The 24871-nt window shown below is 63.8% G+C and carries 18 protein-coding genes and 1 pseudogene; 10 read left to right on the forward strand and 9 right to left on the reverse strand.

The features are described 5' to 3' along the window. Window positions 1–139: 139 nt before the first annotated feature. From PTE31013_RS11710 to PTE31013_RS11720, 3 genes are all read left to right on the forward strand, one after another. Window positions 140–1255 carry an aromatic ring-hydroxylating oxygenase subunit alpha gene (locus tag PTE31013_RS11710; protein ID WP_150612955.1) on the forward strand — a complete coding sequence of 372 codons (1116 nt, stop codon included), beginning with the start codon at window positions 140–142 and terminating at the stop codon, window positions 1253–1255. A gap of 289 nt (window positions 1256–1544) precedes the next feature. After that, window positions 1545–2399: a DMT family transporter gene (locus PTE31013_RS11715; RefSeq protein ID WP_150612956.1), complete on the forward strand. Its 855-nt coding sequence runs from the start codon at window positions 1545–1547 to the stop codon at window positions 2397–2399. 51 nt (window positions 2400–2450) lie between these two features. Beyond that, entirely contained in the window at window positions 2451–3335 is an 885-nt protein-coding gene (locus PTE31013_RS11720; RefSeq protein ID WP_150612957.1) for a sulfurtransferase, read from the forward strand. Window positions 3336–3473: 138 nt separating this feature from the next. Here PTE31013_RS11720 and PTE31013_RS11725 read toward each other — a convergent pair whose 3' ends face one another. The 4 genes from PTE31013_RS11725 to polA all read right to left on the reverse strand — a co-directional run bounded on the left by PTE31013_RS11725 (window position 3474) and on the right by polA (window position 10020). Then, complete coding sequence (locus PTE31013_RS11725) at window positions 3474–4403, reverse strand: ZIP family metal transporter (RefSeq protein ID WP_425495559.1); 930 nt, start codon at window positions 4401–4403, stop codon at window positions 3474–3476. Between the two features lie 133 nt (window positions 4404–4536). Next, window positions 4537–5412, reverse strand: a complete 876-nt coding sequence (locus PTE31013_RS11730; RefSeq protein WP_150612958.1) for a dienelactone hydrolase family protein — start codon at window positions 5410–5412, stop codon at window positions 4537–4539. A gap of 240 nt (window positions 5413–5652) precedes the next feature. Beyond that, on the reverse strand, window positions 5653–7044 hold the full coding sequence (locus PTE31013_RS11735) for an NAD(P)/FAD-dependent oxidoreductase (protein ID WP_174978528.1): 1392 nt from the start codon (window positions 7042–7044) through the stop codon (window positions 5653–5655). A 237-nt stretch (window positions 7045–7281) separates the two neighbouring features. After that, entirely contained in the window at window positions 7282–10020 is a 2739-nt protein-coding gene (gene polA, locus PTE31013_RS11740) for a DNA polymerase I (protein WP_150612960.1), read from the reverse strand. Between polA and PTE31013_RS11745 the strand changes: the two genes are divergently transcribed. Then, the gene (locus tag PTE31013_RS11745; RefSeq protein WP_150612961.1) at window positions 10021–10755 is read left to right on the forward strand and encodes an LOG family protein; all 735 of its coding nucleotides are present in this window, start codon (window positions 10021–10023) and stop codon (window positions 10753–10755) included. Between the two features lie 118 nt (window positions 10756–10873). Here the strand turns inward: PTE31013_RS11745 and PTE31013_RS11750 are convergent, their stop codons facing one another. Beyond that, entirely contained in the window at window positions 10874–12112 is a 1239-nt protein-coding gene (locus PTE31013_RS11750) for a YeeE/YedE family protein (protein WP_150612962.1), read from the reverse strand. A gap of 353 nt (window positions 12113–12465) precedes the next feature. On the opposite strand from PTE31013_RS11750, the gene PTE31013_RS11755 reads away from it, so the two are divergent. The 3 genes from PTE31013_RS11755 to PTE31013_RS11765 all read left to right on the forward strand — a co-directional run bounded on the left by PTE31013_RS11755 (window position 12466) and on the right by PTE31013_RS11765 (window position 14786). Then, window positions 12466–12837, forward strand: coding sequence for a hypothetical protein (locus PTE31013_RS11755; protein WP_150612963.1), 372 nt, complete (start codon window positions 12466–12468; stop codon window positions 12835–12837). 136 nt (window positions 12838–12973) lie between these two features. After that, on the forward strand, window positions 12974–13945 hold the full coding sequence (locus PTE31013_RS11760; protein WP_150612964.1) for a homoserine kinase: 972 nt from the start codon (window positions 12974–12976) through the stop codon (window positions 13943–13945). 31 nt (window positions 13946–13976) lie between these two features. Further along, window positions 13977–14786, forward strand: a complete 810-nt coding sequence (locus PTE31013_RS11765) for a BPSS1780 family membrane protein (RefSeq protein ID WP_150612965.1) — start codon at window positions 13977–13979, stop codon at window positions 14784–14786. Window positions 14787–14897: 111 nt separating this feature from the next. Here the strand turns inward: PTE31013_RS11765 and PTE31013_RS11770 are convergent, their stop codons facing one another. After that, on the reverse strand, window positions 14898–17219 hold the full coding sequence (locus PTE31013_RS11770; RefSeq protein ID WP_150612966.1) for a UvrD-helicase domain-containing protein: 2322 nt from the start codon (window positions 17217–17219) through the stop codon (window positions 14898–14900). A gap of 111 nt (window positions 17220–17330) precedes the next feature. Here PTE31013_RS11770 and PTE31013_RS11775 point away from each other — a divergent pair, with 111 nt between their 5' ends. Together PTE31013_RS11775 and galU are read left to right on the forward strand one after the other, a co-directional pair. Continuing rightward, window positions 17331–20192 (forward strand): valine--tRNA ligase, encoded by a 2862-nt coding sequence (locus tag PTE31013_RS11775; protein ID WP_150612967.1) that lies wholly within the window; start codon window positions 17331–17333, stop codon window positions 20190–20192. Window positions 20193–20221: 29 nt separating this feature from the next. Next, entirely contained in the window at window positions 20222–21106 is an 885-nt protein-coding gene (galU, locus tag PTE31013_RS11780) for a UTP--glucose-1-phosphate uridylyltransferase GalU (protein ID WP_150612968.1), read from the forward strand. Between the two features lie 120 nt (window positions 21107–21226). Here the strand turns inward: galU and PTE31013_RS11785 are convergent, their stop codons facing one another. Both PTE31013_RS11785 and PTE31013_RS11790 read right to left on the reverse strand, forming a co-directional pair. Then, window positions 21227–21454, reverse strand: a complete 228-nt coding sequence (locus PTE31013_RS11785; RefSeq protein WP_017231876.1) for a sulfurtransferase TusA family protein — start codon at window positions 21452–21454, stop codon at window positions 21227–21229. Between the two features lie 89 nt (window positions 21455–21543). Then, window positions 21544–22074: an NUDIX domain-containing protein gene (locus PTE31013_RS11790; protein WP_150612969.1), complete on the reverse strand. Its 531-nt coding sequence runs from the start codon at window positions 22072–22074 to the stop codon at window positions 21544–21546. A 258-nt stretch (window positions 22075–22332) separates the two neighbouring features. Here PTE31013_RS11790 and PTE31013_RS11795 point away from each other — a divergent pair. Continuing rightward, window positions 22333–23610 (forward strand): annotated as a pseudogene (locus PTE31013_RS11795) (chloride channel protein); the annotation flags it as partial. 49 nt (window positions 23611–23659) lie between these two features. Here the strand turns inward: PTE31013_RS11795 and PTE31013_RS11800 are convergent. Then, window positions 23660–24784, reverse strand: coding sequence for a threonine aldolase family protein (locus PTE31013_RS11800; protein WP_246174295.1), 1125 nt, complete (start codon window positions 24782–24784; stop codon window positions 23660–23662). Window positions 24785–24871 lie beyond the last annotated feature (87 nt).

Consider the following 24871-nt stretch of genomic DNA (forward strand, 5'->3'; position numbering starts at 1 on the left):
CAATTTTCGGACATTATTTAACGCAAATCATGGACTTAGCGGCCCTCAAGAGCGCAGACAAGGTATAATTGTCGGTTCCCCTAAATCGATTTTTCGATGGTTGGGTTGTTCACTGCTTTCAAGCTAGTCGGGAGTGGGAATGTCCAATCTAAGCAGCGCTTTGCAACTCAAACCGGCCTCGAGCCAACTGCCGGTCTACACGTATTTCGACGAGGCGCTTCTCGCCCGCGAGCGTGAAGTCCTCTTCGAACACGGTCCTCGCTACGTAGGCCATGAGCTGATGGTGCCGGAGGCGGGCGACTATTTTGCGCTGCCCGCCGAGCAGGAAGGCCGCATGCTGGTGCGCAATGGCGCGGGCGAGCATGGCGGCGTCGAACTGCTCTCCAACGTCTGCCGCCATCGCCAGGCCATCATGCTGGGCGGCCGCGGCAATGCACGCAACATTGTATGTCCGCTCCATCGCTGGACTTACGACACGAAGGGTGAACTGCTCGGCGCGCCGCATTTTCCGGAAAAGCCCTGCCTGAACCTCGCCAAGTTCCCGCTGCAACGCTGGAACGGCCTGCTGTTCGAGGCGCAAGGCCGCAACGTACAGGCCGATCTCGCGCGCCTGGGCGTGAAGCATCATCTCGACTTCTCGAACTTCATGTTCGATCACGTCGAAGTGCATGAATGCAACTACAACTGGAAGACGTTCATCGAGGTCTATCTCGAGGACTATCACGTCGTGCCGTTCCATCCCGGGCTGGGCAGCTTCGTCTCGTGCGAAGACCTGCGTTGGGAGTTCGGCGACTGGTATAGCGTCCAGACGGTCGGCGTGCACGAGGGTCTCGCCAAGCCGGGCAGCCCGATCTATCGCCAGTGGCACGACGTGCTGCTGCGTTATCGCGAAGGCGTACCGCCGGACTTCGGTGCGATCTGGATGGTGTACTACCCGCACCTGATGATCGAGTGGTATCCGCATGTGCTGGTGGTGTCGTGGCTGATTCCGCGCGGCCCGCAGAAGACGACGAACATCGTCGAATTCTATTACCCCGAGGAAATTGCGCTGTTCGAACGCGAGTTCATCGAGGCCGAGCGTGCCGCGTATATGGAAACCGCCCGCGAAGACGACGAGATCGCCGAGCGCATGGACGCTGGCCGTCGCGCCCTGTTCGAGCGCGGCGTGTCGGAAATCGGTCCGTATCAAAGCCCGATGGAAGACGGCATGCAGCACTTTCATGAGTTCCTGCGGCGCCAACTGGGCGACTTCTGATCGCTCGCGTGTCGGCATGTCTCACCGATTGAGAAGGTGAATTTGCCGGACCGAGATGCGGCCGGGCGACCGATGTGGCGTCAGTGAGACTGAATTAAATATTTGCCGAAATTTCGGAGAGCGGCGGGCCATCGGCCCGCCGTTTTCGTTAGAATCGTCGCAACGCGCTCGGTGCGACCCTGCGGCAACACCCTAGTCCGCACGCGTCGCCCGCGCTCGGTTCAACGCGCAGTTGCCTGGCCGTTCGCCACGTCGCTCCCACTTAGCCGCCCATCGGCCCCAATCCGCCATGCAATCGCTCTGGATGTTGGTCTCCGCCTTCATGTTCACGTTGATGGGCTTATTCATCAAGCTGGCGGCAAACGAATACAACACCGGCGAAATCATTCTCTACCGCAGTCTTATCGGCGTCATCGTTTTACTGGTGTTGTCACGCGCACGAGGCCAATCGGTGCGCACGCGCCACTTTGGCGCCCATGTCAAACGCAGCACCGCCGGCGTGATCTCGCTCGGGCTTTGGTTCTATTCCCTGACACAATTGCCGCTGTCCACGGCGATGACCCTCAATTACATGTCGCCGATCTGGATCTCCTTGATCGTCATGGCGACGGCCGCCATGCGCGGCAGCCTGCGCACCGACTTCCGCCTGGTCGCCGCGATCTTCGCGGGCTTCGTCGGCGTTGCCCTGCTGCTGCAGCCGACCCTCGACAGCCAGGCGTGGACCGCCGGCGTGGCGGGCGTCATCTCAGGCGTGTTCTCGGCCATCGCGTACATGCAGGTCAAGGACCTGGGTGCGTCAGGTGAACCCGATTGGCGCATCGTCTTCTATTTCTCGCTCGGCGGCGTCTTACTGGGTCTCGGCTGGGTCGCCATCGACGGCATGCACCCGCTGACGTGGCGCAGCGCCGGCCTGATGCTCGGGATCGGCATCGCGGCACTCGTCGCCCAAACGGCCCTCACCCGGGCCTTCAGTTTGGGCAACACCCTGGTCACTGCGAATCTGCAATATTCCGGCGTAATCTTCGCTACACTGATCAGCATGCTTGTCTGGGACGATTGGCCCGCGCTGGCCGGCTGGATCGGCATGCTGCTCATTGTGGCGAGCGGCATGACCGCCCTGCGCCGACCGTCGGCCACGGCCTGATGGCGGGCGGCTCGCGCCGCCCCTTCCCCCACGCCCGTCTGCGGAGACGTCATGATTCACACGCACTTCACCACGCTCATCAGTCCGCAAAATCTTGACGCGCTGATGCAAACCGCCGCCGATGGCGGTGCCCCGGTGGTCATCTTCGATTGCCGATTCGATCTCGCAAACCCGACGGCCGGTGAGTCGGCCTATGTCGACGGCCACCTCTTCGGCGCCTTCTACACTCACCTCGAGCGCGATCTGTCAGGAACGACGACAGGCAAGAACGGTCGCCATCCGCTGCCCGAGCGCGAAACGCTTGCGCGCCAACTGGCCGCCTGCGGATTGTCGAAGGGCCAGCAAGCCGTGGCCTACGACGCGCAAGGCGGTGTGTACGCTGCCCGCCTGTGGTGGTTGCTGCGTTGGCTCGGTCACGAGTCCGTTGCCGTGCTCGACGGTGGACTGCAGGCCTGGGAAGCGGCAGGCCTCACGCTCGATGCCGCCCCACCCGAGGCGCCGCCGCCCGGCGATTTCACCGCGGGCGAGCCGCTCGCCACGACCGCCGACGCGGCAGCCATCGAGCGCAACCTGACCTCGCACGAGCGACTGGTCGTCGATGCCCGGTCACCGGATCGCTATCGCGGCGAGAACGAAACGCTCGACCCGATCGGCGGCCACATTCCCGGCGCGATCAATCGCTTCTTCAAGGACAATCTCGGCCCGGATGGCCGCTTCAAACCCGCCGCCGCGCTGCGCGAAGCATTCACGCAAGTCCTCGGCAAGGACCGCCTGCCCGAGCGTGTCATCTCGCAATGCGGCTCGGGCGTGACGGCTTGCCACAATCTGCTGGCGATGGAGGTCGCGGGGCTGCACGGGGCCAGTCTCTATGCGGGATCGTGGAGCGAATGGTGTGCGGACAAGCGTCGCCCGGTCGCCACCGGGGCGCAACCCTAAGCCACGCCGCGTCTGCGCAGGCATCTGCGTAGACGTGCGCGCCAGATAAGTGAAGAAGGGCGTCCCTTGAGACGCCCTTCTTCATGCTTCACTGCTCACCGTCAGGCGTCGCGCATGGACATCGCATCATCGCGCCAGTCACGAGCCGGTGGCCGAGACGCTCGTTCCCATACGTCCAGCCGCGCCTCCGGCACCTTCAGACGTTCCCCCGCCGCCCCCAATGACACCACCGGCCGACATGGCAAGGGCGCTGCTGGGCGCATCATGGTCATGCCCGTGCGCGTGCTCATGATCGTGGCCGTTGAGCCAAACCACCAGCGCCAATCCCACCGCGATCAGCAGGATCTGCGGCAGCGCGTCGCGCGGTGACGTCCGGCGTTGCATCTGCGGCATCAGGTCCGACACTGCGATATAGATGAAGCTGCTCGCCGCCAGCGCCAGCAAGTACGGGATCAGCCCCTGCAGACGATCGAGCATGAAGTACCCCAGCACACCACCGGCCAGCGCCGTCAGGCTAGAGGCCAGCGTCAGTACCAGCGCCTTGCGGCGCGGGAAGCCGGCATTGAGCAGCACCATGAAGTCGCCAAGTTTGTGCGCCACCTCGTGGACCGTGATCGACACCGTTGCCGCCAGTCCAAGCCGCGGATCGGTGAGGAACGCCGCCGCGATCACGACCCCATCGGCAAAGTTGTGAATCGCGCTTCCGACCAGAATCATCCAGCCGCCCTTGCCGGCTTCATGAGCATCGTGCCCGTGCTCATGGTGATGTCCGTCACCCTCGTGATGATGGCTGTGGCGCAGCAACGCCAGCTTCTCCAGCAGGAAGAAGCCGAGCAGCCCGCCCAGCAGCCAGCTCGTGATGACATGCGCATCGACATGCGACTCCAGGCTCTCCGGCAGCAAATGCAGCAGCGCCGTGCCAAGCAGCACGCCCGCCGAGAAGCTGACCATCTTGTCGATGAGTTTCGAGAGCAGGCCGAGCGACAGCGATGCCGCGCCGGCCAGGCTCAGCACGCCGGAAGCCAGCGTGGCGAGAACGATAAAAAGAAAGATGGTGTCGATGGTGATTCTCCCGCAGGCAAGGCGGCGATTTAACCAGCTTTTACCGTGACAGGCAAACCATCGGTCCGCGAGACGCAACAGCACGCCGCGCGCCCGATGGCCTCAAGGCCCCCGACGACCTGCCCGAGAGGTCTGCCACTCAAGCCACGCCATGTTTGCGCAACCAGTCCAGCGCCAGCGCCCACCCCTCCTTCGCGTCGGCCTCGACATAGCTCGACCGATAATCCGCGAAGAATGCATGCCCCGAATTCGGGAACACTTTCAGCGTTGAGCCTTTCGACGCCGCATTGCCCTGGGCGAGGGCCTCGCGCGCCCGCTCGACGCTGGCCACCGGAATGCCCGGGTCTTTGCCACCGTACAAGCCGAGCAGCGGCCCGTGCAACTTGCCGGCGATATCGATCGGCTGGCTCGGGAATTCGGGACGCCTGTCACCGACGATTCGCCCGTACCAAGCCACCGCCGCCTTCACGTTGGGGTTGTGAGCGTCGTACAGCCAGGCGACACGTCCGCCCCAGCAGAAGCCGGTAATGGCAAGACGCGTCTCGTCCCCCCCATTGGCGAGCGCCCACTTGAGCGTCGCGTCGATGTCGCTCATCACCTGCGCGTCGGGTGTCTTGGCGACGATCTGCGACTGAATCTCGGCAATCGTTCCCAACGACTGGGGATCGCCCGCACGCGCGAACAACTCCGGCGCGAGCGCCAGATACCCGAGTTTGGCGAAGCGTCGGCAGATGTCGGCGATATGCTGATGCACCCCGAAGATCTCCGAGACCACGACGATGGTCGGCAGATGCGTCTTGCCTGCGGGCTTCGCGTAGTAGGCCGGCATTTTGATGCCGGGCACGTCGAGCAGGGTTTCGCCCACGTCCAGCCCTTGCACGTCGGTGGTGATGGTTTCGGCCGCCACCGGCAGCACGGCCAGCGCGAACGCCGAACCGACGGCAGTCTTCAGGAAATTGCGCCGGTTGCGTGGCGCCACTTCGGGCACAAGACTGTCCAGATCTGCCTGCGACATATCGCACTCCAGGGGAAAGCGTCGGTAAAGGCATGCCAGGGAGAGCGCCAACCGAAACGTCGGAATGCGCCACCGCCCCGGGGCCAGACGTTTGGATCTTACTAGAGTGAGGGTGCGCTTGCACTCGGACACCGGCGCGACGGCGATCGGAACCCTCCGAAACCGATATGCACAGCGATAGCAAGCCGGACGACACCTGGTCAGGCCGCAGACTCACGCGGCCTGACCGGCGGCAAAACTTCAGTGCAGCTTCACGCGCGGCACGGTGGAGCGACGCAGGCGATTGGCGACGGTATCGAGCATCATGCGCCAGACACCATGCAGCGCCGCCACGTGCATACGATAGAGCGACGTGTACATCACCCGCGCAAAGAGGCCTTCAATGAACATGCTGCCGCCGATGAGCCCGCCCATTAGATTGCCCACGGCGCTGAACTTGCCGAGCGAGACGAGCGAACCGAAATCGCGATAGGTGAACGTCGGCAGGCTTTTCCCTTTGAGCCGGGCGTCGATCGCCTTGACCAGGAAGCTCGCCTGCTGGTGCGCCGCTTGCGCGCGTGGCGGCACAAAGCCGTGCGACGGCCATTCGCAACTCGCGCAGTCGCCGAAGGCGAAGATATCCGGATCCGATTGGCTTTGCAGCGTCGGCAACACTTCGATCTGGTTCAGACGATTGACGGCAAGCCCCAACGTTCCCAGCACGGGCGGCGCAGTGATGCCTGCGGACCAGACCGTGATATCGGCCGGCAGCACCCGACCGGCGGTGGTCGTGACTTCGTTCTTGCGCACCTCGGCAACCGAATCGCCGCACAGGATGTCGACGTCGAGCTTGCCCAGCAACCCGGCCACCGCCCCCGACACGCGCTCCGGAAGCGCCTTCAGAATGCGCGGACTCGACTCGATGATGGTGATGCGCACGTCCTTGCGCGGATCGAGCTTCAATCCGTAGGAGCGCAAGACTTCTGCCGTGTTGCGCAGCTCCGCCGACAATTCGACCCCCGTCGCGCCAGCCCCCACGATGACGAGATTGACCTTGGGACGCCCTTCGACCCTGGGTGCCGTGGCGAGCACCGCACCGGGCGGCGCGTCGTGGCTGTCCGGTGCGACAGACGCCACCGGCGCGCTCGGCAGCGGTGCTTCCGCTTCATTCTGCGCACGCACGCACGCGGCCATCAGTCGACGACGGAAACGCTCGGCCTGCTCGACGGTATCGAGTGCGATGGTATTTTCCTGAGCGCCTGCCACCCCGAAGAAGTTGGTGGTGCTGCCGATGGCGAGCACGAGCGTGTCATACGCCAGCGTGCGCTCGGGCAGCAGATCGCCCTCGCCTTCGTCGGCCGCCGCAGGCACCGCCGCCAGCCGGATCGTGCGGTTTGCCCGATCCAGGCCGATCATCTCGCCGGACGCGAACTCGAAACGATGCCAACTGGCCTGCGCGACGTAAGAGAGTTGATGCGTTGCGGTGTCCATGACACCGGCCGCGACCTCGTGCAGCAACGGTTTCCAGATGTGCGACAAGGACCGGTCGACCAACGTCACCTGGACGTCCTTGCCGCGCCCGTACTTGTCGCCCAGTCGGGTGACGAGTTCGAGACCGCCGGCGCCACCGCCGACCACAACGATACGATGCACACTCACATTCACTCCCCGAGCTTGGAAAACCGTCCGGCCGGTCGGCATTTGCCACGCCGGCAATAGCGATTACCTTACCGCAGAGTGCGGACTTCGGGTATGCCTGTCACCCTATTCCCGCTATTGAGCGACGCCGTTCCGCCCACGCGTGCCGTCGGCCACGGCGCATTGGCGACGGACTGCCGCCATGGTGCCGACGGCACGACGCACTCACTTTAGGTGCCGGCCCAACGCCGTTCAGTGGGCCTGCTCCCAATTTTCGCCCACTCCGACTTCCGCCACGAGCGGCACGCGCAGTTTCGCCACGCCGCACATCAGTTCCGGCAGACGCTTGCGCACCTCGGCCAGTTCGTGATCGGGCACTTCCAGCACCAGCTCATCGTGCACCTGCATGATCTGACGCGTCTGCATGCCGCTGTCGTCCAACCAGCGCTGCACGGCGATCATCGAGAGCTTGATGAGGTCGGCGGCCGTGCCCTGCATCGGCGCATTGATGGCGGCACGCTCGGCGGCCTGGCGACGCGGTCCGTTGCCGCCATTGATGTCCGGCAGCCACAGGCGCCGTCCGAAGACGGTCTCGACATAGCCGCGCGCCTTCGCGCTCTTGCGCGTCTCGTCCATGTAACGCGCCACGCCAGGGTAGCGCATGAAATAGCGGTCGATGTACTGCTTGGCGGCGTCGCGCTCGATCCCGAGGTTGGCGGCCAGCCCGAACGCGCTCATGCCGTAGATCAGGCCGAAGTTGATGACCTTGGCATAGCGGCGCTGCTCGGTCGACACCTCGATCGGCGTGACGCCAAAGATTTCCGCCGCCGTGGCGCGGTGAATGTCCTCGCCGTTGGCAAATGCGCGCAGCAGGCTTTCGTCGCCCGAGATATGCGCCATGATGCGCAGCTCGATCTGCGAGTAGTCTGCCGAGACCAACTGGCTGCCCTGCGGGGCGATGAACGCCTCGCGAATGCGCCGACCCTCGACCGTGCGCACGGGGATGTTCTGCAGATTCGGATCGTTCGACGCCAGGCGTCCGGTGATCGCCACGGCCTGCGCGTAGTTTGTGTGGACGCGGCCCGTCGCGGCGTTGACCATCCTCGGCAGCTTGTCGGTGTACGTCGACTTGAGCTTGGCAAGGCCACGGTAGTCGAGCAGCACCTTCGGCAACGGATAGTCTTCGGCGAGTTTCTGCAGCACTTCCTCGTCGGTCGACGGGGCGCCGCTTGCCGTCTTCTTGACGATCGGCAGTTGCAGTTGCGTGAAGAAAATGTCGCCGATCTGCTTGGGCGAATTCAGATTGAACTGCTGCCCGGCCAATGCAAACGCCTCGGCTTCGAGCGCGACCAGCTTCTGTCCGATCTCATCGCTTTGTGCGGCCAGGCGGGCGGTATCGATGAGCACACCGTTACGCTCCATGCGTTGCAGCACGCGCGCTGTCGGCATCTCGATGTCGCGGTAGACGAACTCCAGCGTCGCTTCACGCGCCACGTCGGGATAGAGCGCGCGGTGCAGCCGTAGCGTGATGTCGGCGTCCTCGGCGGCGTAGGCAGTCGCGCGCTCGACGGTGACTTCATCGAAGCCGATCTGCTTGGCGCCCTTGCCGCACACGTCTTCGTACTTGATCGTCGTCACGCCGAGATGACGCGACGCGAGGCTGTCCATGTCATGGCTGCGGTGCGATTCGAGCACGTACGACTGGAGCAGCGTGTCGTGCGCGATGCCGCGCAGCACAATGCCGTAGTTCTCCAGCACGTGCGCATCGTACTTGAGGTTCTGGCCGACCTTCTTGTGGTCGGGACTTTCGAGCCAGTGTTTCAGCCGCGCCAGCACCTCGTCACGTGGCAGTTGGTCGACGTCGCCCGGCGCGCGGTGCGCCACCGGGACGTAGGCGGCGCGCCCCGGTTCGCACGAGAACGACAGGCCGACGAGTTGCGCCTGCATCGCATCGAGCGAGGTGGTCTCGGTGTCGAATGCCGTCAGCTCGGCCGACTCGATGATCTTCAGCCATGCGTCGAACTGCGCCCACGTGAGCACGGCTTCGTATTGACGCTCGATCGTATCGGCCGCAGGCGCCGGCGCGGGCTCTCCGGCCTGCGTGGCGACGGCGGCCTGCGCTTCACGCAGCAACGTCTTGAAGCCATGACGCACGAAGAAATCGCGCAGCGTCTCGACGTCTTCGGGCTGCGTCTGCAAGCTCGCGCCGATGGAGGTGACCTGCGGCGCGAGATCGCAGTCGAGCACGACCGTCACGAGCTTGCGTCCCATCGGCAGCCAATCGAGCGCGCGCCGCAGGTTCTCGCCCACCGCCCCCTTCACCGCCTCGGCGTTCGCCACGAGATTGTCGAGATCGCCATACTGGGTGAGCCACTTGACGGCCGTCTTCGGCCCGCATTTTTCCACGCCCGGCACGTTATCGACGGTATCGCCGACAAGCGTGAGGTAATCGACGATGCGCTCGGGCGGCACGCCGAATTTCGCGGTGACGGCCGCGGCGTCGAGCGTTTCGTTAGTCATCGTGTTGACCAGCGTCACGTGGTCGTTCACGAGCTGCGCCAGATCCTTGTCGCCGGTGGAGACAACCACGCGCATGCCGCGCTCGGCCGCCTGCCTTGCGAGGGTGCCGATGACGTCATCCGCTTCCACGCCATCGATCATCAACAGCGGCCAGCCCATGGCACGTACGGCCTCGTGAATCGGCTCGATCTGCGCGCGAAGATCTTCCGGCATCGACGGGCGATTCGCTTTGTATTCGGGGTACCAATCGTCGCGGAACGTCTTGCCCTTGGCGTCGAAAACGCAGGCGCTATACTCTGCATGTACGTCTTTACGCATGCGGCGCAGCATATTGACGATGCCATGAAGCGCGCCCGTCGGTTCGCCGTTGGGACCGCGCAAATCCGGTAGGGCGTGATAGGCTCGATAAAGATAACTCGAACCATCGACCAATAAGAGCGTCTTACCTTCCAGACTTTGCTGTTCCGACATATGACCAAGAGAAGAAAAGAAATACCGAGTCTGCGCATGCTGGCAGACCATGAGCGCGCCACTGCCAAAAAGGCGCGCGCGTCGTGGCAGATGTTCACGATTATGGCAGAGTTCATCGAGGCGACCGAGTACCTGTCCGAGATCCGGCCGGCCGTCAGCATCTACGGCAGCGCGCGCATCAAGCCGAAATCACCGTTCTACAAACTGACGATGACCATCGCCCGCAAATTCTCCGACAACGGCTTTGCGGTGATCTCCGGCGGCGGGCCCGGCATCATGGAAGCCGCCAACAAGGGCGCGCACGGCGGCGCCTCTCCGACGGTTGGTCTGAACATCGAGTTGCCGCACGAACAGAAGGGCAATCAATACCAGGACATCTCACTGCGCTTCCGTCACTTCTTCACGCGCAAGGTCACGTTCGTGAAGAACTCGGATGCCTTCGTCATCATGCCGGGCGGCTTCGGCACGCTCGACGAACTGTCCGAAGTCCTCACGCTGATCCAGACGCAGAAGTCACGCCAAGTGCCAGTGATTCTCGTCGGTACGGAATTCTGGAAGGGACTGCTCGACTGGGTGCGCTCGACGATGCTGCCGATGGGGCTTATCGGCGAGAAGGATCTCGACCTGGTGCAGGTGATGGATGACCCCGACGAGATCCTCAAGGCGGTGTTCGCGTTCTACGACGGGCACATCGAACCCGAGACGGAAAGCACCGAGAAGATGTTCTACCTGTGATCGCCGCTGTCAGCGGCCAGGCGTCATCGCCCAAAATCAGTACGGCGCCGCGAGTCATCGCAGGCGCCGTATTGATTTTGGCTGAAGAAAAATCTGATCTACCAGCGGTTTGCGTCAATCAGCAGCCGGTATCGCGCGGCGTGGTTTCCACGGCCAGACCAAACAGCGGACGCAGGCGCGTGCCGACCATATTGCCGGCGAACGCCGCCGCCAGCCACAGCCAGCCGTGCAGACTGCCCGAGACAATGCCGCTGAAGTAAGCACCGATATTGCAGCCATAGGCCAGACGCGCGCCGTAACCGAGCAGCAATCCACCGATGACGGCCGCGAGCAGCGAGCGCACCGGAATCTTCCACACCGGGGCGAACTTGCCGGCGATCGACGCGGCAGCCAGCGCGCCGAGAATGATGCCGATGTCCATGACCGTGGTGACGTCCTGCGCGATCGGGGCGTTCAGCACATTCGCCTGCTTTGCCCAGTATGGCCACGAGGCCACGTCGATGCCGAGGGCCATGAAGGCCTTGGCGCCCCACAGCGCGAACGCCGACGTGACGCCCCAGGGGCGACCGGCCAGGGCCAGCGTCGCGTAGTTGAGCAGCACCAGTGCCAGCGCGCCCCACACCAGCGGCCACGGGCCACGCAGCAGCGCCGGCGCGCCCTTCGTGCCACCACTTGTCATCGGCACGCCGACGACCCGGCCGTGACGGCGCTTCTCCGCCCACAGCGTCAAGCCCCCAATCGCAGCGAACAGCGCCAGGTTGGCAATGAGCGCCGGCCACAAGCCCCACACCTTGACCAGCGAGACCGGCTTGAGATGCGGCAGCGCTTCCCACCACGGCATATGCGCCGTGGCGACCACCGACCCCACGACAAATGCCGCGAGCGTGACGATCATGCGCGTGCTGCCGCCCCCCACGGTATACAGCGTGCCCGACGCGCAACCGCCACCGAGCTGCATGCCGATACCAAAGAGGAAGGCGCCGAACGCCACCGACACGCCCACCGGCGAAACGAAACCCGCGACCTTGTTGCCGAAGAGGGCGCCGTCGGCCAGCGCGGGGAAGAACAGCACGACGCCCACCGCGAGCATGACCATCTGCGCACGCAGCCCCGCCCCGCGACGGTCGGCGATGAACACGCGCCAGGCCGACGTGAAACCAAACGCCGCATGGTAAAGCGCCACCCCGAGCAATGCGCCGATACCGGCCAGTGCGGCCTGCTTCGGGCCCACGGTGACCTGCACGTAGGCAATGCCGATGGCAATCAACACCACAGCAATGGCGAGCGGACGGGCGTTATGGGAAGACGGCGAAGGCGGGGCCGTTTTGACGGCGACCGAGGCGGCGGATGACGACATGACTTGGGACTCCTGAATGCAGATGGGCGACACACGGCCGCCCATCGAGACAATGCCGCAGGATGCCAGAACATGCGCCCAACGGAAACGACTGTCTGGCGATTTGTTTATAACCAAAAGCAATATGAAAGAAGTCAAAGATGCGCCGTTGAATCGTTCATCACTTCACCGATGGCGCGAGGAAATGCGCGTCCGGGGCACGGCATCCCCTCGCAGGCAAGCAATGACGGCACATCCGACGCGATTTCACGATGCGAAGCGGGGGACGTTTGATAGAATGAATGAATTGGAACCCGTTGCGCCGACCAGGCTTGGCCTTAACGTCGCGGATGCGTTCCCGCCCTCGGAGAATAATGATGACATCGCGCTTTTCCCGTGCCCTGCCCCTGGTGATCGGTGCCGGCCTGCTGTTCGCCGGCCATGCGTTCGCCCAGGACGGCAAGGAAACCTCCGCGCAGGTTGCCAAACGCGAGGCTGACGCCCGCGCCGCCGCTACCAGCAAATCGTCGGTTGACGTGAACCAGGAGCGCAAGCCGAGCTACTACGTCAACGATCAAGGCACCACCGTGACCGAGTTCCGCGACCGCGGCAAACCCACGGAGATCGACGTCCATTCGCGCTTCGGCACCAATTACCAATTGACCACGCCGCCGGACAATGCGCCGCGTACGCGTGACAACACGTCGCAAAACGACCGTTTGCCGTCCGTCGGCCTGAAGTTCTGACGTCTCTGGTAATCTGACTCGCCCCCACGCGTCCGCACATCATCAAGCGGCGCGCCGGCTTCCTGTCTGTCTTGAACCAGCGGCCCGCTGCACGTGCGCGGGCCGTTTGTCTGGGACACCTCCACCCAACGCAAGCATGGCTGTTTTCACTTCCGTCTCGCCCGAGCAGCTCCACGAATGGCTGCAACGCTACGATTTGGGAAATGTTCTCGACTTCCGGGGCATCAGCTCCGGCATCGAGAACACCAACTACTTCCTGACGACCGAGCGCGGCGAGTTCGTGCTGACACTGTTCGAAAAGCTCACGGCCACCCAGTTGCCGTTCTACCTGCATTTGATGGGCCATCTCGCCCATCACAGCGTACCGGTGCCCGATCCGATTCCTGACCGCACCGGCGAGATCCTGGGTGAGCTGAACGGCAAGCCTGCCACCATCGTCACGAAGCTGACGGGACGCTCCGAGCTGGCCCCCGCGCCCGAGCACTGCGCGCATGTCGGGGCGATGCTCGCGCGCATGCATCTGGCCGGCCGCGACTTCACGCTGGAGCAAGCCAATCTGCGCAGCCTGCCATGGTGGCGCGACGCCGCCCCCGAGGTCGCACCGTTCCTGAGCGCCGCCGAGCGTGCGTTACTGGACAGCGAGATGGCACATCAGGCGGCATTCTTCGCGTCGAGTGACTATCGCGCCATGCAGGCGGGCCCGTGCCACTGCGATCTGTTCCGCGACAACGTGTTGTTCGACAAGGCCGAAGACGGTTCGCCGCGTTTGGGCGGCTTCTTCGATTTCTACTTCGCAGGCTGCGACAAATGGCTGTTCGATCTGGCCGTGACGGTCAACGACTGGTGTTGCGACCCGGCGACCGGCGTGCTGGACGACGCGCGCGTGCATGCCATGTTGCGTGCGTACGAGACGGTGCGCCCGCTAACCGACATCGAGGCGTCGCACTGGCGCGACATGTTGCGTGCCGCCGCGCTGCGCTTCTGGCTGTCGCGCCTGTATGATTTCCACCTGCCCCGGGCCGCCGAAATGCTCAAACCGCACGATCCGGGACATTTCGAACGAATCCTGCGCCAACGCATCGAAGCCCTTTCCGTTCCCTGGCTGTAACCCGACGTCCTATCGGAGTCATTCGAATCCTATGCAATTGCTTGAAGTCCCGCCGAAGAGTGGATATGTGTGGCTGCGCCAAGGCATCTGGCTGTTCCGCAAGAACCCGCTCGCCATTCTGACGCTGCTCTTCGCCTATCTGTTCGGGGTGATGGTGCTGTCGATCCTGCCGGTCGTCGGCGCGTTCCTGCCGCTACTGTTCATCCCCGGCCTGTCGGTCGGCTTCATGGCGGCCTGTCGCGACATCATCAAGAACAAGCAGGTGTTGCCCCAGGTACTGCTCGATGGCTTTCGTGGCCACGGCAAAGAGGTCTCGCGCCGACTGCTCATGCTCGGTGGTTACTACATCGTGGCGATGACCATCGTGTTCCTGTTCTCGGCGCTGTTCGACGGCGGCGACCTGGTCAACAAGATGCTCTTCGACGGCCGCATCACCGAAGAGTCGCTCACCAACGGCTCGATGGGTCAGGCGATGCTCGCGGTGGCGGTCGCCTACGTGCCCGTGGCGATGATGTTCTGGTTCGCGCCGGTGCTCGTGGCGTGGCACGACATCCCGCCCGTCAAGGCGCTGTTCTTCAGCTGGACGGCCTGTGTGCGCAACTTCCGCGCGTTCGCCGTCTACGGACTGTGCACGGCGGTCGTTGCCACCGTGTTGCCACTGATCGTGACGCTGGCGATGGTTGCGATGGGCATTCATCAATACGCGATGCTCGTGCTGATGCCTTACTCGATCCTGTTCACGGCCGTGCTGTATTGCTCCTTCTATGCGAGCTATCGCGGCTGCTTCGGCGTCCAGGAGATTGGCGCCATCGATCCGAACGTCGCCCCGCCAGAGGCGTAGGCGGTAACGTCGGCGGGAATGTCGGCGGGAATGTCGACATCCACGTCGGGGGCGAAAAACAAAGGGCACCTGAGGGTGCCCTTTCTCATGGGTGACGACGGAACCGCGCCGTTATTCGATCGGCTGGAGCTTCGCGACGGCCAGCGCCAGCCATTTCTCGCCGTGCCGGCCGAATTTCACATGGGCGCGGGCTTCGACACCCGCCCCCTCCAGGCCGATGATCTTGCCTTCGCCGAACTTGGTGTGGAACACGCCCTGCCCCACCTTGAAACCCGTTTCCGACGCGCGCGAACGGTCGGCCAGCGCCTGCTCCGACTTGGTGGCCACCCATTCTTCCGGCTTGGGCGCCCCCGTCTTCCCACGCCCAAACCAATCACGCCCCCAAGCCGGCTCGGCCTGACCGAGCCGCGCGCCCGGCTGCGCACGCGGTGTCAGGAACTTCAGCACCGTCTCCGGGATTTCGTCGAAGAAGCGTGAGCGCACGTTATAGCGTGTCTGACCGTGCAGCATGCGGCTTTGCGTGAACGACAGATACAGACGCTCCTTCGCACGCGTAATGGCCACGTACATCAGCCGCCGCTCCTCTTCGAGACCGTCGAGTTCGAGCGCACTGTTCTCGTGCGGGAACAACCCCTCTTCGAGACCAGTGACGAAGACGGCTGTAAATTCGAGGCCCTTGGCCGCGTGGACCGTCATCAGTTGCACCGCGTCCTGCCCCGCCTCGGCCTGGTTGTCCCCCGCTTCAAGCGACGCGTGCGACAGGAAGCCAGCCAGCGGCGTCATCTCCACGGGCGTGTCCGCGTCGACCACGCCGTCGGGCGAGGCGAGCCGATCGGGCGCCCCCGGCAGCGCAGGACGCATGGCAATCAGACGCGCCGGAGCGTCAAGTCCATAGCCCTCCTCGGCAACGAACGCCGTGGCCGCGTGCACCAATTCCTGCAGGTTCTCGATGCGATCCTGGCCTTCCTTCTCGGTCTGGTAGTGCGCGACCAGCCCGCTGGCGTCGATCACACGGGCGACAACCTCCGGCAGCGTGAGGCGCTCGGTATCGTGACGCATCTGCTCGACGAGCCGAATGAATGCCGTCAGGTTCGTGCCCGCCTTGCCGGTCATATAGGGCACGGCGGCATACATCGAGCAGTTGTAAAGTCGCGCCGCGTCGGCCAGTTGCTCCAGCGAACGCGCGCCAATCCCCCGCGTCGGGAAGTTCACGACCCGCGCGAACGCCGTATCGTCGTTCGGATTCTCGATCAGGCGCAGGTACGCCAGCGCATGCTTGACTTCCTGACGCTCGAAAAAGCGCAAACCGCCGTACACCCGGTAGGCGATGCCCGCGCCCACGAGCGCATGCTCCATCACCCGCGACTGGGCATTGCTGCGATAGAGAATGGCCACGTCCTGGCGCGAGAGGCCCTGCGCGACAAGCGCCTTGATCTCCTCGACGAGCCAGCTCGCCTCCTGCAGGTCGGTCGCCGCCTCGTAGACACGAATCGGTTCGCCGTGCCCCGCATCGGTACGCAAATTCTTGCCCAGACGCCGCGCATTGTTGGAAATCAACGCGTTGGCCGCGTCGAGGATATTCCCATGCGAGCGGTAGTTCTGCTCCAGCTTGATCAGGTGCCGAACGCGGAATTCACGCTCGAAGTCGGCCATATTGCCGACGTTGGCGCCACGAAACGCGTAGATGCTCTGGTCGTCGTCACCCACGGCGAACACGGCGGCGTTCGATCCCGCAAGCATCTTGAGCCACGCGTACTGAAGCTTGTTCGTATCCTGGAACTCGTCGACGAGAATGTGCCGGAAGCGCGACTGGTAGTGCACGCGCAGCGGTTCGTTGTGCTTGAGCAGCTCGAAACAGCGCAGCAGCAGTTCAGCGAAATCGACCACGCCTTCGCGCTGGCACTGCGCCTGATAGGCGGCGTACAGCTCGACGAACTTCTGGTTGAAGGCATCGTTGGCCTCCACCTCGTGCGGGCGCAGGCCCTGCTCCTTGGCGTTGTTGATGAAATACTGCAGATTTTTCGGCGGGTACTTCTCGTCGTCGACGTTCGACGCCTTCAACAGGCGCTTGATGGCGGAGAGCTGGTCGGCCTGATCGAGGATCTGGAAGCTCTGCGGCAACCCGGCGTCGCGAAAGTGCGCGCGCAGCATGCGGTTGCACAACCCATGGAAGGTGCCGATCCACATCGCGCGCGTGCTGATCGGCAGCATCGCACCCAGGCGGGCCTGCATTTCCTTGGCGGCCTTGTTGGTAAAGGTCACGGCGAGAATCCCGGCCGGCCCCACGTGGCCCTGCTGGATCAGCCAGGCGATACGCGTGGTCAGCACGCGCGTCTTGCCGGAACCCGCCCCTGCCAGAATGAGGGCCGGCTCGTCCGGAAGGGTCACGGCGGCCAGTTGTTCGGGGTTCAGATTGGCGAGCAGATCGGGCATGTCGGGAAGGAATTTCGAGGGAAGCTCGATTATAAATCCTGCCGCGGCGCGGAAATGGCACCGAATCTTTTATAATTCAGGGTTTCACGCATTACACGGTCCATCCAATCCATGAGCGATAGCGACAACACGCTTGCCAAGAGCTTCGAGCCGCAGGACGTCGAAGCCCACTGGGGCCCCGAATGGGAGCGCCGCGGCTACGCCCGGCCGACATTCGACGACGCCCGCGAAGATTTCAGCATCCAGTTGCCCCCGCCGAACGTGACCGGCACGCTGCACATGGGTCATGCGTTCAACCAGACGATCATGGATGGCCTCACCCGCTATCACCGCATGAAAGGCGCCAACACCCTCTGGGTGCCGGGCACCGACCACGCGGGCATCGCCACGCAGATCGTCGTCGAGCGCCAGCTCGACGCCCAGAAAATCTCGCGCCACGACCTCGGCCGCGAGAAGTTCGTCGAGCGCGTCTGGGCGTGGAAGGAAGAATCGGGCAGCACCATCACGCGCCAGGTACGGCGTCTCGGCGCATCCATCGACTGGAGTCGTGAATACTTCACGATGGACGAGAAGATGTCGCGCGCCGTGCGCGACGTCTTCGTCACGCTCCACGAGCAAGGGCTGATCTATCGCGGCAAGCGTCTCGTGAACTGGGAATCGACCCTGCTCACGGCCGTGTCGGACCTGGAAGTGGTGAGCGAGGAGGAAGAAGGTTCGCTTTGGCACATCCGCTACCCGCTCGCCGACGGCTCGGGGTCGCTCACGGTGGCCACCACGCGTCCGGAAACGATGCTCGGCGACACCGCGCTGATGGTCCATCCGGAAGACGAGCGCTACAAGCACCTGATCGGCAAGACGGCCAGGCTGCCGCTGTGCGATCGTGAAATCCCGATCATCGCCGACGATTACGTCGATCTCGAATTCGGCACGGGTGTGGTGAAGGTCACGCCGGCGCACGACTTCAACGACTACGCCGTCGGCCAGCGCCACAACCTGCCGCAGATCAACATTCTCACGCTCGACGCGAAGATCAACGAGAACGCCCCGGAAAAGTACCGCGGGCTGGATCGTTTCGACGCACGCAAGCAAATCGTGGCCGACCTCGACGCGCTCGGCTTGCTCGAATCGGTCAAGCCGCACAAGCTGATGGTGCCGCGCAGCGACCGCACGGGCACGATTATCGAGCCGATGCTCACCGACCAGTGGTTCGTCGCGATGAGCAAACCGGCCCCCGAAGGCACGTTCCATCCGGGCAAGTCGATCACCGAAACCGCGCTCGACGTGGTCCGCAGCGGCGAGATCAAGTTCGTGCCCGAGAACTGGACGACCACCTACAACCAGTGGCTCGAAAACATCCAGGACTGGTGCATCTCGCGTCAGCTCTGGTGGGGCCACCAGATTCCGGCGTGGTACGACGATGCGGGCAACGTGTACGTCGCCCGCACGCAAGAGGAAGCCGCCGAGAAGGCCCGCGCGGCGGGCTACACCGGCGCGCTCAAGCGCGACGAAGACGTGCTCGACACGTGGTTCTCGTCGGCACTGGTACCCTTCTCGTCGCTCGGCTGGCCGCAAGACACGCCCGAACTCAAGCATTTCCTGCCGTCGTCGGTGCTCGTGACCGGTTTCGACATCATCTTCTTCTGGGTGGCGCGCATGGTCATGATGACCACGCACTTCACCGGCCGCGTGCCATTCAAGACCGTCTACGTGCACGGCCTGGTGCGCGATGCGGAAGGTCAGAAGATGTCCAAGTCGAAGGGCAACACGCTCGATCCGATCGACATCGTCGACGGCGTGTCGCTCGACGCCCTGCTCGCCAAACGCACGACGGGTCTCATGAACCCGAAGCAGGCGGCGAGCATCGAGAAGAAGACGCGCAAGGAATTCCCGGACGGCATCGCGCCGTTCGGCACCGACGCGCTGCGCTTCACGTTCGCCTCGATGGCCACCCTCGGCCGGAACATCAACTTCGATCTGGCGCGCTGCGAAGGCTATCGCAACTTCTGCAACAAGCTGTGGAACGCCACGCGCTTCGTGCTGATGAACTGTGAAGGCCAGGACTGCGGCCTGGCGCCGTGCGTGGGCGATTGCGGCCCCGACGGCCAGCTCGACTTCTCGCGCGCCGACCGCTGGATCGTGTCGCTGTTGCAGCGCGTGGAAGCCGATGTCGAGAAGGGCTTCGCGGACTACCGTTTCGACAACATCGCCAGCGCGATCTACAAGTTCGTCTGGGATGAGTACTGCGACTGGTACGTCGAACTGGCCAAGTGGCAGATTCAGAACGGCACCCCGGCGCAACAGCGCGCGACCCGCCGCACGCTGCTGCGCGTGCTGGAAACGGTGCTGCGCCTGGCCCACCCGATCATTCCGTTCATCACCGAAGCGCTGTGGCAGAAGGTGGCACCGCTGGCGGGCCGCTATCCGGCGGACAAGGCGGCGGGCGAAGCCAGTCTCATGGTACAGCCCTACCCGGTGGCCGACGCGAGCAAGATCGACGAGGGCGACGAAGCCTGGATGCAGCAGTTGAAGACCGCCGTCGACGCCTGCCGTAACCTGCGCGGCGAAATGAACCTGTCGCCGGCGCAGCGTGTGCCGCTGCTGGTCGCGGGCGATGTGGACTTCCTGCGCTCGATTGCGCCCTATCTGCAGACGCTGGCCAAGCTCTCCGAAGTGCAGGTGCTGGTGGACGAAGCCACGCTTGACGCGCAAGCGGCCGGTGCGCCGCTCGCTGTCGTGGGTGCGAACAAGCTGGCGCTGAAGGTGGAAGTGGACGTCGCCGCGGAGCGCGAGCGTCTTGGCAAGGAAGTGAAGCGCCTGGAAGGCGAGATCGCAAAGTGCCACGGCAAGCTTTCCAACGAAAGCTTCGTGGCGCGCGCGCCCGCCAACGTCGTGGAACTCGAGAAGCAACGATTGGTCGACTTTGAAGCGGTTCTCGGCAAACTGCAGGCTCAGCTCGCCCGCCTGCCCGCCTGAGACACGCTCATACCATCAGGGAGATACCAATGAAAGCCGTTGTGACCAAAGCCGTGTTCCCCGTTGCGGGCCTCGGCACCCGATTCCTCCCGGCGACCAAGGCGAGCCCGAAGGAAATGCTGCCCATTGTAGACAAGCCGCTGATTCAGTACGCGGTGGAAGAAGCGGCGGCCGCCGGGATTACAGAAATGATCTTCGTGACGGGTCGCAACAAGCGCGCGATCGAAGACCACTTCGACACGGCATTCGAACTCGAGGCGGAACTCGAAGCCAAGAACAAGCAGGCGCTGCTCGACGTGGTGCATTCGATCAAGCCGCCGCACATCGACTGCTTCTACGTGCGCCAGCCCAAGGCGCTGGGATTGGGACATGCGGTGCTGTGCGCCGAGAAACTCGTGGGCGATGAACCGTTCGCGGTCATCCTCGCCGATGACTTGCTCGACGGCGACCCGCCGGTGCTCAAGCAGATGGTCGACCTGTACAACCAGTATCACAACTCGATCATCGGCGTGGAAGAGATCCCCATCGAGCAAAGCCGCTCGTACGGGATCGTCGAGGGCAACGAGTGGGGCGAGAAGGACATCGTCAAGCTCACGAGCATCGTCGAGAAGCCGGCGCCGGAAGATGCGCCGTCGAATCTGGGCGTGGTCGGCCGTTATGTGCTGCGCCCGCGTATTTTCGACTGCATTCGCGAGATCGATCCGGGCTCGGGTGGTGAGATCCAGTTGACCGACGCGATCCAGAAGCTGATGCTCGATGAAGTCGTGCTGGCGTATCGCTACAAGGGCAAACGTTTCGATTGCGGCAGCAAGCTCGGCTACCTGAAAGCAACGGTGGAGTTTGCGTTGCGCCATCCGGAACTCAAGGACGCCTTCCGTGAGTACCTGCGCGAGACGCACGGCGATCTGGTGTAGCGGCCAGCCATCGCGTCAACGAAAAAGCCGACGGCAAGTCATCGCCCGTCGGCTTTTTCTTGCCCGTTGCGCCGAGCCACTCGCTGCGGCACGCGGGGTCCGCAAGATGACGCCGCGCGATCAGCGGCGGCGCATCAGGAAGTGGAATGTCTTGCCCTCTTCGCGCGACTCGATGAGTTCGTTGCCGGTCTGCTTGGCAAACGCGCTGAAGTCGCGCGCCGAGCCCGGATCGGTGGCGATGATGTGCAGCACTTCTCCACTCTGCATGTCGGCGAGCGCCTTCTTGGCGCGCAGGATCGGCAGCGGGCAGTTCAGACCGCTCGCGTCGACTTCTTTCTGGAATTCCATGCTCATGTCCCTTTTTTCCGTCTCGTTCGAATCGTGTGCCGGGCTTGCCCCGCAGACTCGGATTCTACCGTAGTCATCGCGCCGCCTCGTCAGCCCGAAATCGACAGCCGGGCCGAGTCGACATATTCGACCGGCAGATTGCGCCGCCGCAGCCACTCGGCCACCGCGTGCCCGGTGCCAGCGCGCCACGGACGCACCCGCTCGGGGGCGACCAGCCGGAATTCGGCGAGCTCCTCGGACAGACGGATGTCCCCATCGCAGACCGCGTGATAGGCGATGATCAGCTCATTCTTGCGCATGAATTCGTAGACGCCGAGCAGCGAGATCGCGTCGGCATCCAGGTTGGTCTCTTCCTTGATTTCGCGCCGGATACCGTCTTCAGGCGTCTCGTCGCGCTCGAGAAAACCCGTGATGAGCGCGAACATGCCTTCGGTCCAGGCGGCATTGCGCGCCAGCAGGATCTGACCGCGATACTCCACGAGACCGGCCACGACCGGCAGCGGGTTGTCCCAGTGGACGAAACCGCAAGCCGCGTCTGGACAGGCACGGCGAATACGCCCGGCGACCTCACGCGAGTCGAGCGGCGAGGCACAGCGGGGACAGAAAATGAGTTCGTTCATGATCGTTCTTCAGCGAATGCGAATATCTTAAATGAACTCATGACGCGCTGCACATTTGGCAGATTCCGAGACACCCGCGGTCAATACCCACGGGGTGCGGGGCGTATAATCAACGATTGCCCTTCCATTCTCGTCTTCGGCCACGTGTCAGACCTCCCGCCCCATACTGCCCCAACGCCGGCCTCACCGCCTCCGTCACCTTCGTCGTCAGTGCCGCCCGCGTCGCTTTCGCTATCGGCGCGCCTGGCCAAGCGGGGCATGCATCGCTCTCGTCGCCTCTGGCACAACTACGGCGTGTTCTGGCTCGGCGCTGTGCTCGTGGGCCTGGTCTCGGTGGTGTACGCCAAGCTGATCGACTTCGGTTTCGAGTTGTTCCAGCGCATGCTGTCGTACGGCATCTGGGTGCCGCTGATCGTGACGCCGCTTGGTGCCGCGCTGGCGATCTGGCTGACGCAGAAGTTCTTCCGCGGCTCGGAGGGCAGCGGGATTCCGCAAGTCATCGCAACGCTTCAGGAATCGCGACTGTCGTCGTCGCTGTTGTCCATGCGCATCATGATCGGCAAGATCGCGATCTCGTTTCTCGGCATTCTTTGCGGCTTCACCATCGGTCGCGAGGGCCCGACGGTACAGATCGGTGCGTCGCTCATGTATGCAATGCGGCGCGGGTATCGGCGCAGCAGTGTACACATTGAACGTCAATTGACGCTCGCCGGCGCCGCGGCCGGTCTCGCGGCAGCGTTCAACACGCCGCTCGCGGGGGTCGTGTTCGCCATCGAGGAGCTGAGCCGGAGCTTCGTCGCGCGCAGCAGCGGCACGCTCATCACGGCCATCATCTTTTCCGGCGTCGTGGCACTCGGCCTGCAGGGCAACTACCTGTACTTCGGACAGATCAAGGCGATCAGCGACTTTCACTGGACGCTGATCCCGGTGGTCGTTGCCGCCAGCCTGCTGAGCGGCGTGGCTGGCGGATTGTTCGGCTGGCTGATGCTCAACGTCCCGCGCTGGATGCCCGCGCCGCTGGTCAGCGTGCGCCGTACACATCCGGTGCGATTCGCGTTTCTGTGTGGCCTGGCCATCGCCCTGATCGGACTCGCCTCGGGGGGCACGACCTTCGGCAGCGGCTATGCGGAGGCACGCGGCCTGCTGGAGTCGCATGTGGCACTCTCGCCGCTTTACGCGCTGCTGAAGTTCGCGGCGTTGTGCGTGTCCTACATGTCGGGAATTCCGGGCGGCATTTTCGCGCCGTCGCTCGCCATCGGGGCCGGGCTGGGCAACGTGTTGGCCCAGCTCACATCGGTGGTCCCGCTACCGGCAATTGCCGCGCTGTGCATGGTCGGGTATCTGGCCGCGGTCACGCAATCGCCGATTACGTCGTTCGTGATCGTCATGGAGATGATCGACGGCCACCAGATGGTGATTCCGCTCATGGCGGTGGCCCTGCTCTCGACCCAGGTGTCGAAAACCATCGCACCGTCCTTCTATCACGCACTGGCACATCGTTTTCTCAAGCCCGCGGCACACGCGCCGCAACAGACCTGAATCATCGCGCGACCGGAACGGAAACCCGGCCCGGTCGCGGCTCACCTCACACGGCCGTGCTCAACGTCCGGATATCCGCCGCCAGACGCTCGACGGTTTCCGGGCGGGTGTCCCACGCGCACATCAAGCGGCAACCGCCCGCACCGATGAACGTGTAGAAGCGCCAGCCCTTGGCACGCAGCGCTTCAATCACATGCATCGGTAGTTCCGCAAACACGGCATTGGCTTGCGTCTCGAACATGATCGAGACGCCCGGCACATCGCGAATGCGTTGGGCGAGCAACTGCGCCATTGCATTGGCATGACGTGCATTGCGCAGCCACGTGTCGTTCTCCAGCATGCCGAGCCACGGCGCTGAAATGAAGCGCATCTTCGAGGCCAGTTGCCCGGCCTGCTTGACCCGATATGCGAAATCTTCCGCCAGCGCGCGGTTGAAGAACACCACCGCCTCGCCCACCGGCAGCCCATTCTTCGTGCCGCCGAAGCACAGCACGTCCACGCCGGCTCGCCAGGTCACGTCGCCCGGATGACAGCCCAGCGTGGCAACCGCATTCGCAAAGCGCGCGCCATCCATGTGCACGCGCAAGTCGCGCCGCTTGGCCACCGCCGAGATCGCCTGGATCTCGTCGGCCGAGTAGACCGTGCCGACTTCAGTGGCCTGCGTGAGCGTGACAACCCTGGGCTTCGGGAAATGGATGTCGGAGCGCCGGTTGATGACGGCCTCGATCGCGTCCGGTGTGAGCTTGCCGTTGTTCTCGCATCCACGCGCGGTGAGCAGTTTCGCACCGTTGGAGAAGAATTCGGGGCCGCCACACTCGTCGGTCTCGACGTGCGCCAGTTCGTGGCAGATGACGGAGTGATACGACTGTGACAGCGAGGCCAGCGCCAGCGAATTCGCTGCCGTGCCGTTGAAGACGAAGAAGACCTCGCAGTCCGTATCGAACAGATGACGAATGCCGTCGCACACGCGCTGCGTCCACGTATCGTCGCCGTAGGCCACCTCATGACCGCTGGCATTCGCCTCAATCAGATAACGCAGCGCTTCGGGGCAAATCCCGGCGTAGTTGTCCGATGCGAAGTGTTGCGGCGTCTGGACCGCGCCGCCCTCAGCAGCCGTCAGGGACGTCAGGGCGCAAGCGTGGGCACTCGAAGCGGACGGGACTTGCGACATGACAACCTCATCAATGCAGTCGGGATCCGGCGAGACCCCTTGAACCTTCGATCTACCGATAGCGCCCCCGGGGACGCCCACCGGCGC

This window comes from Pandoraea terrigena (assembly GCF_902459705.1).
Lineage (GTDB): Bacteria > Pseudomonadota > Gammaproteobacteria > Burkholderiales > Burkholderiaceae > Pandoraea > Pandoraea terrigena.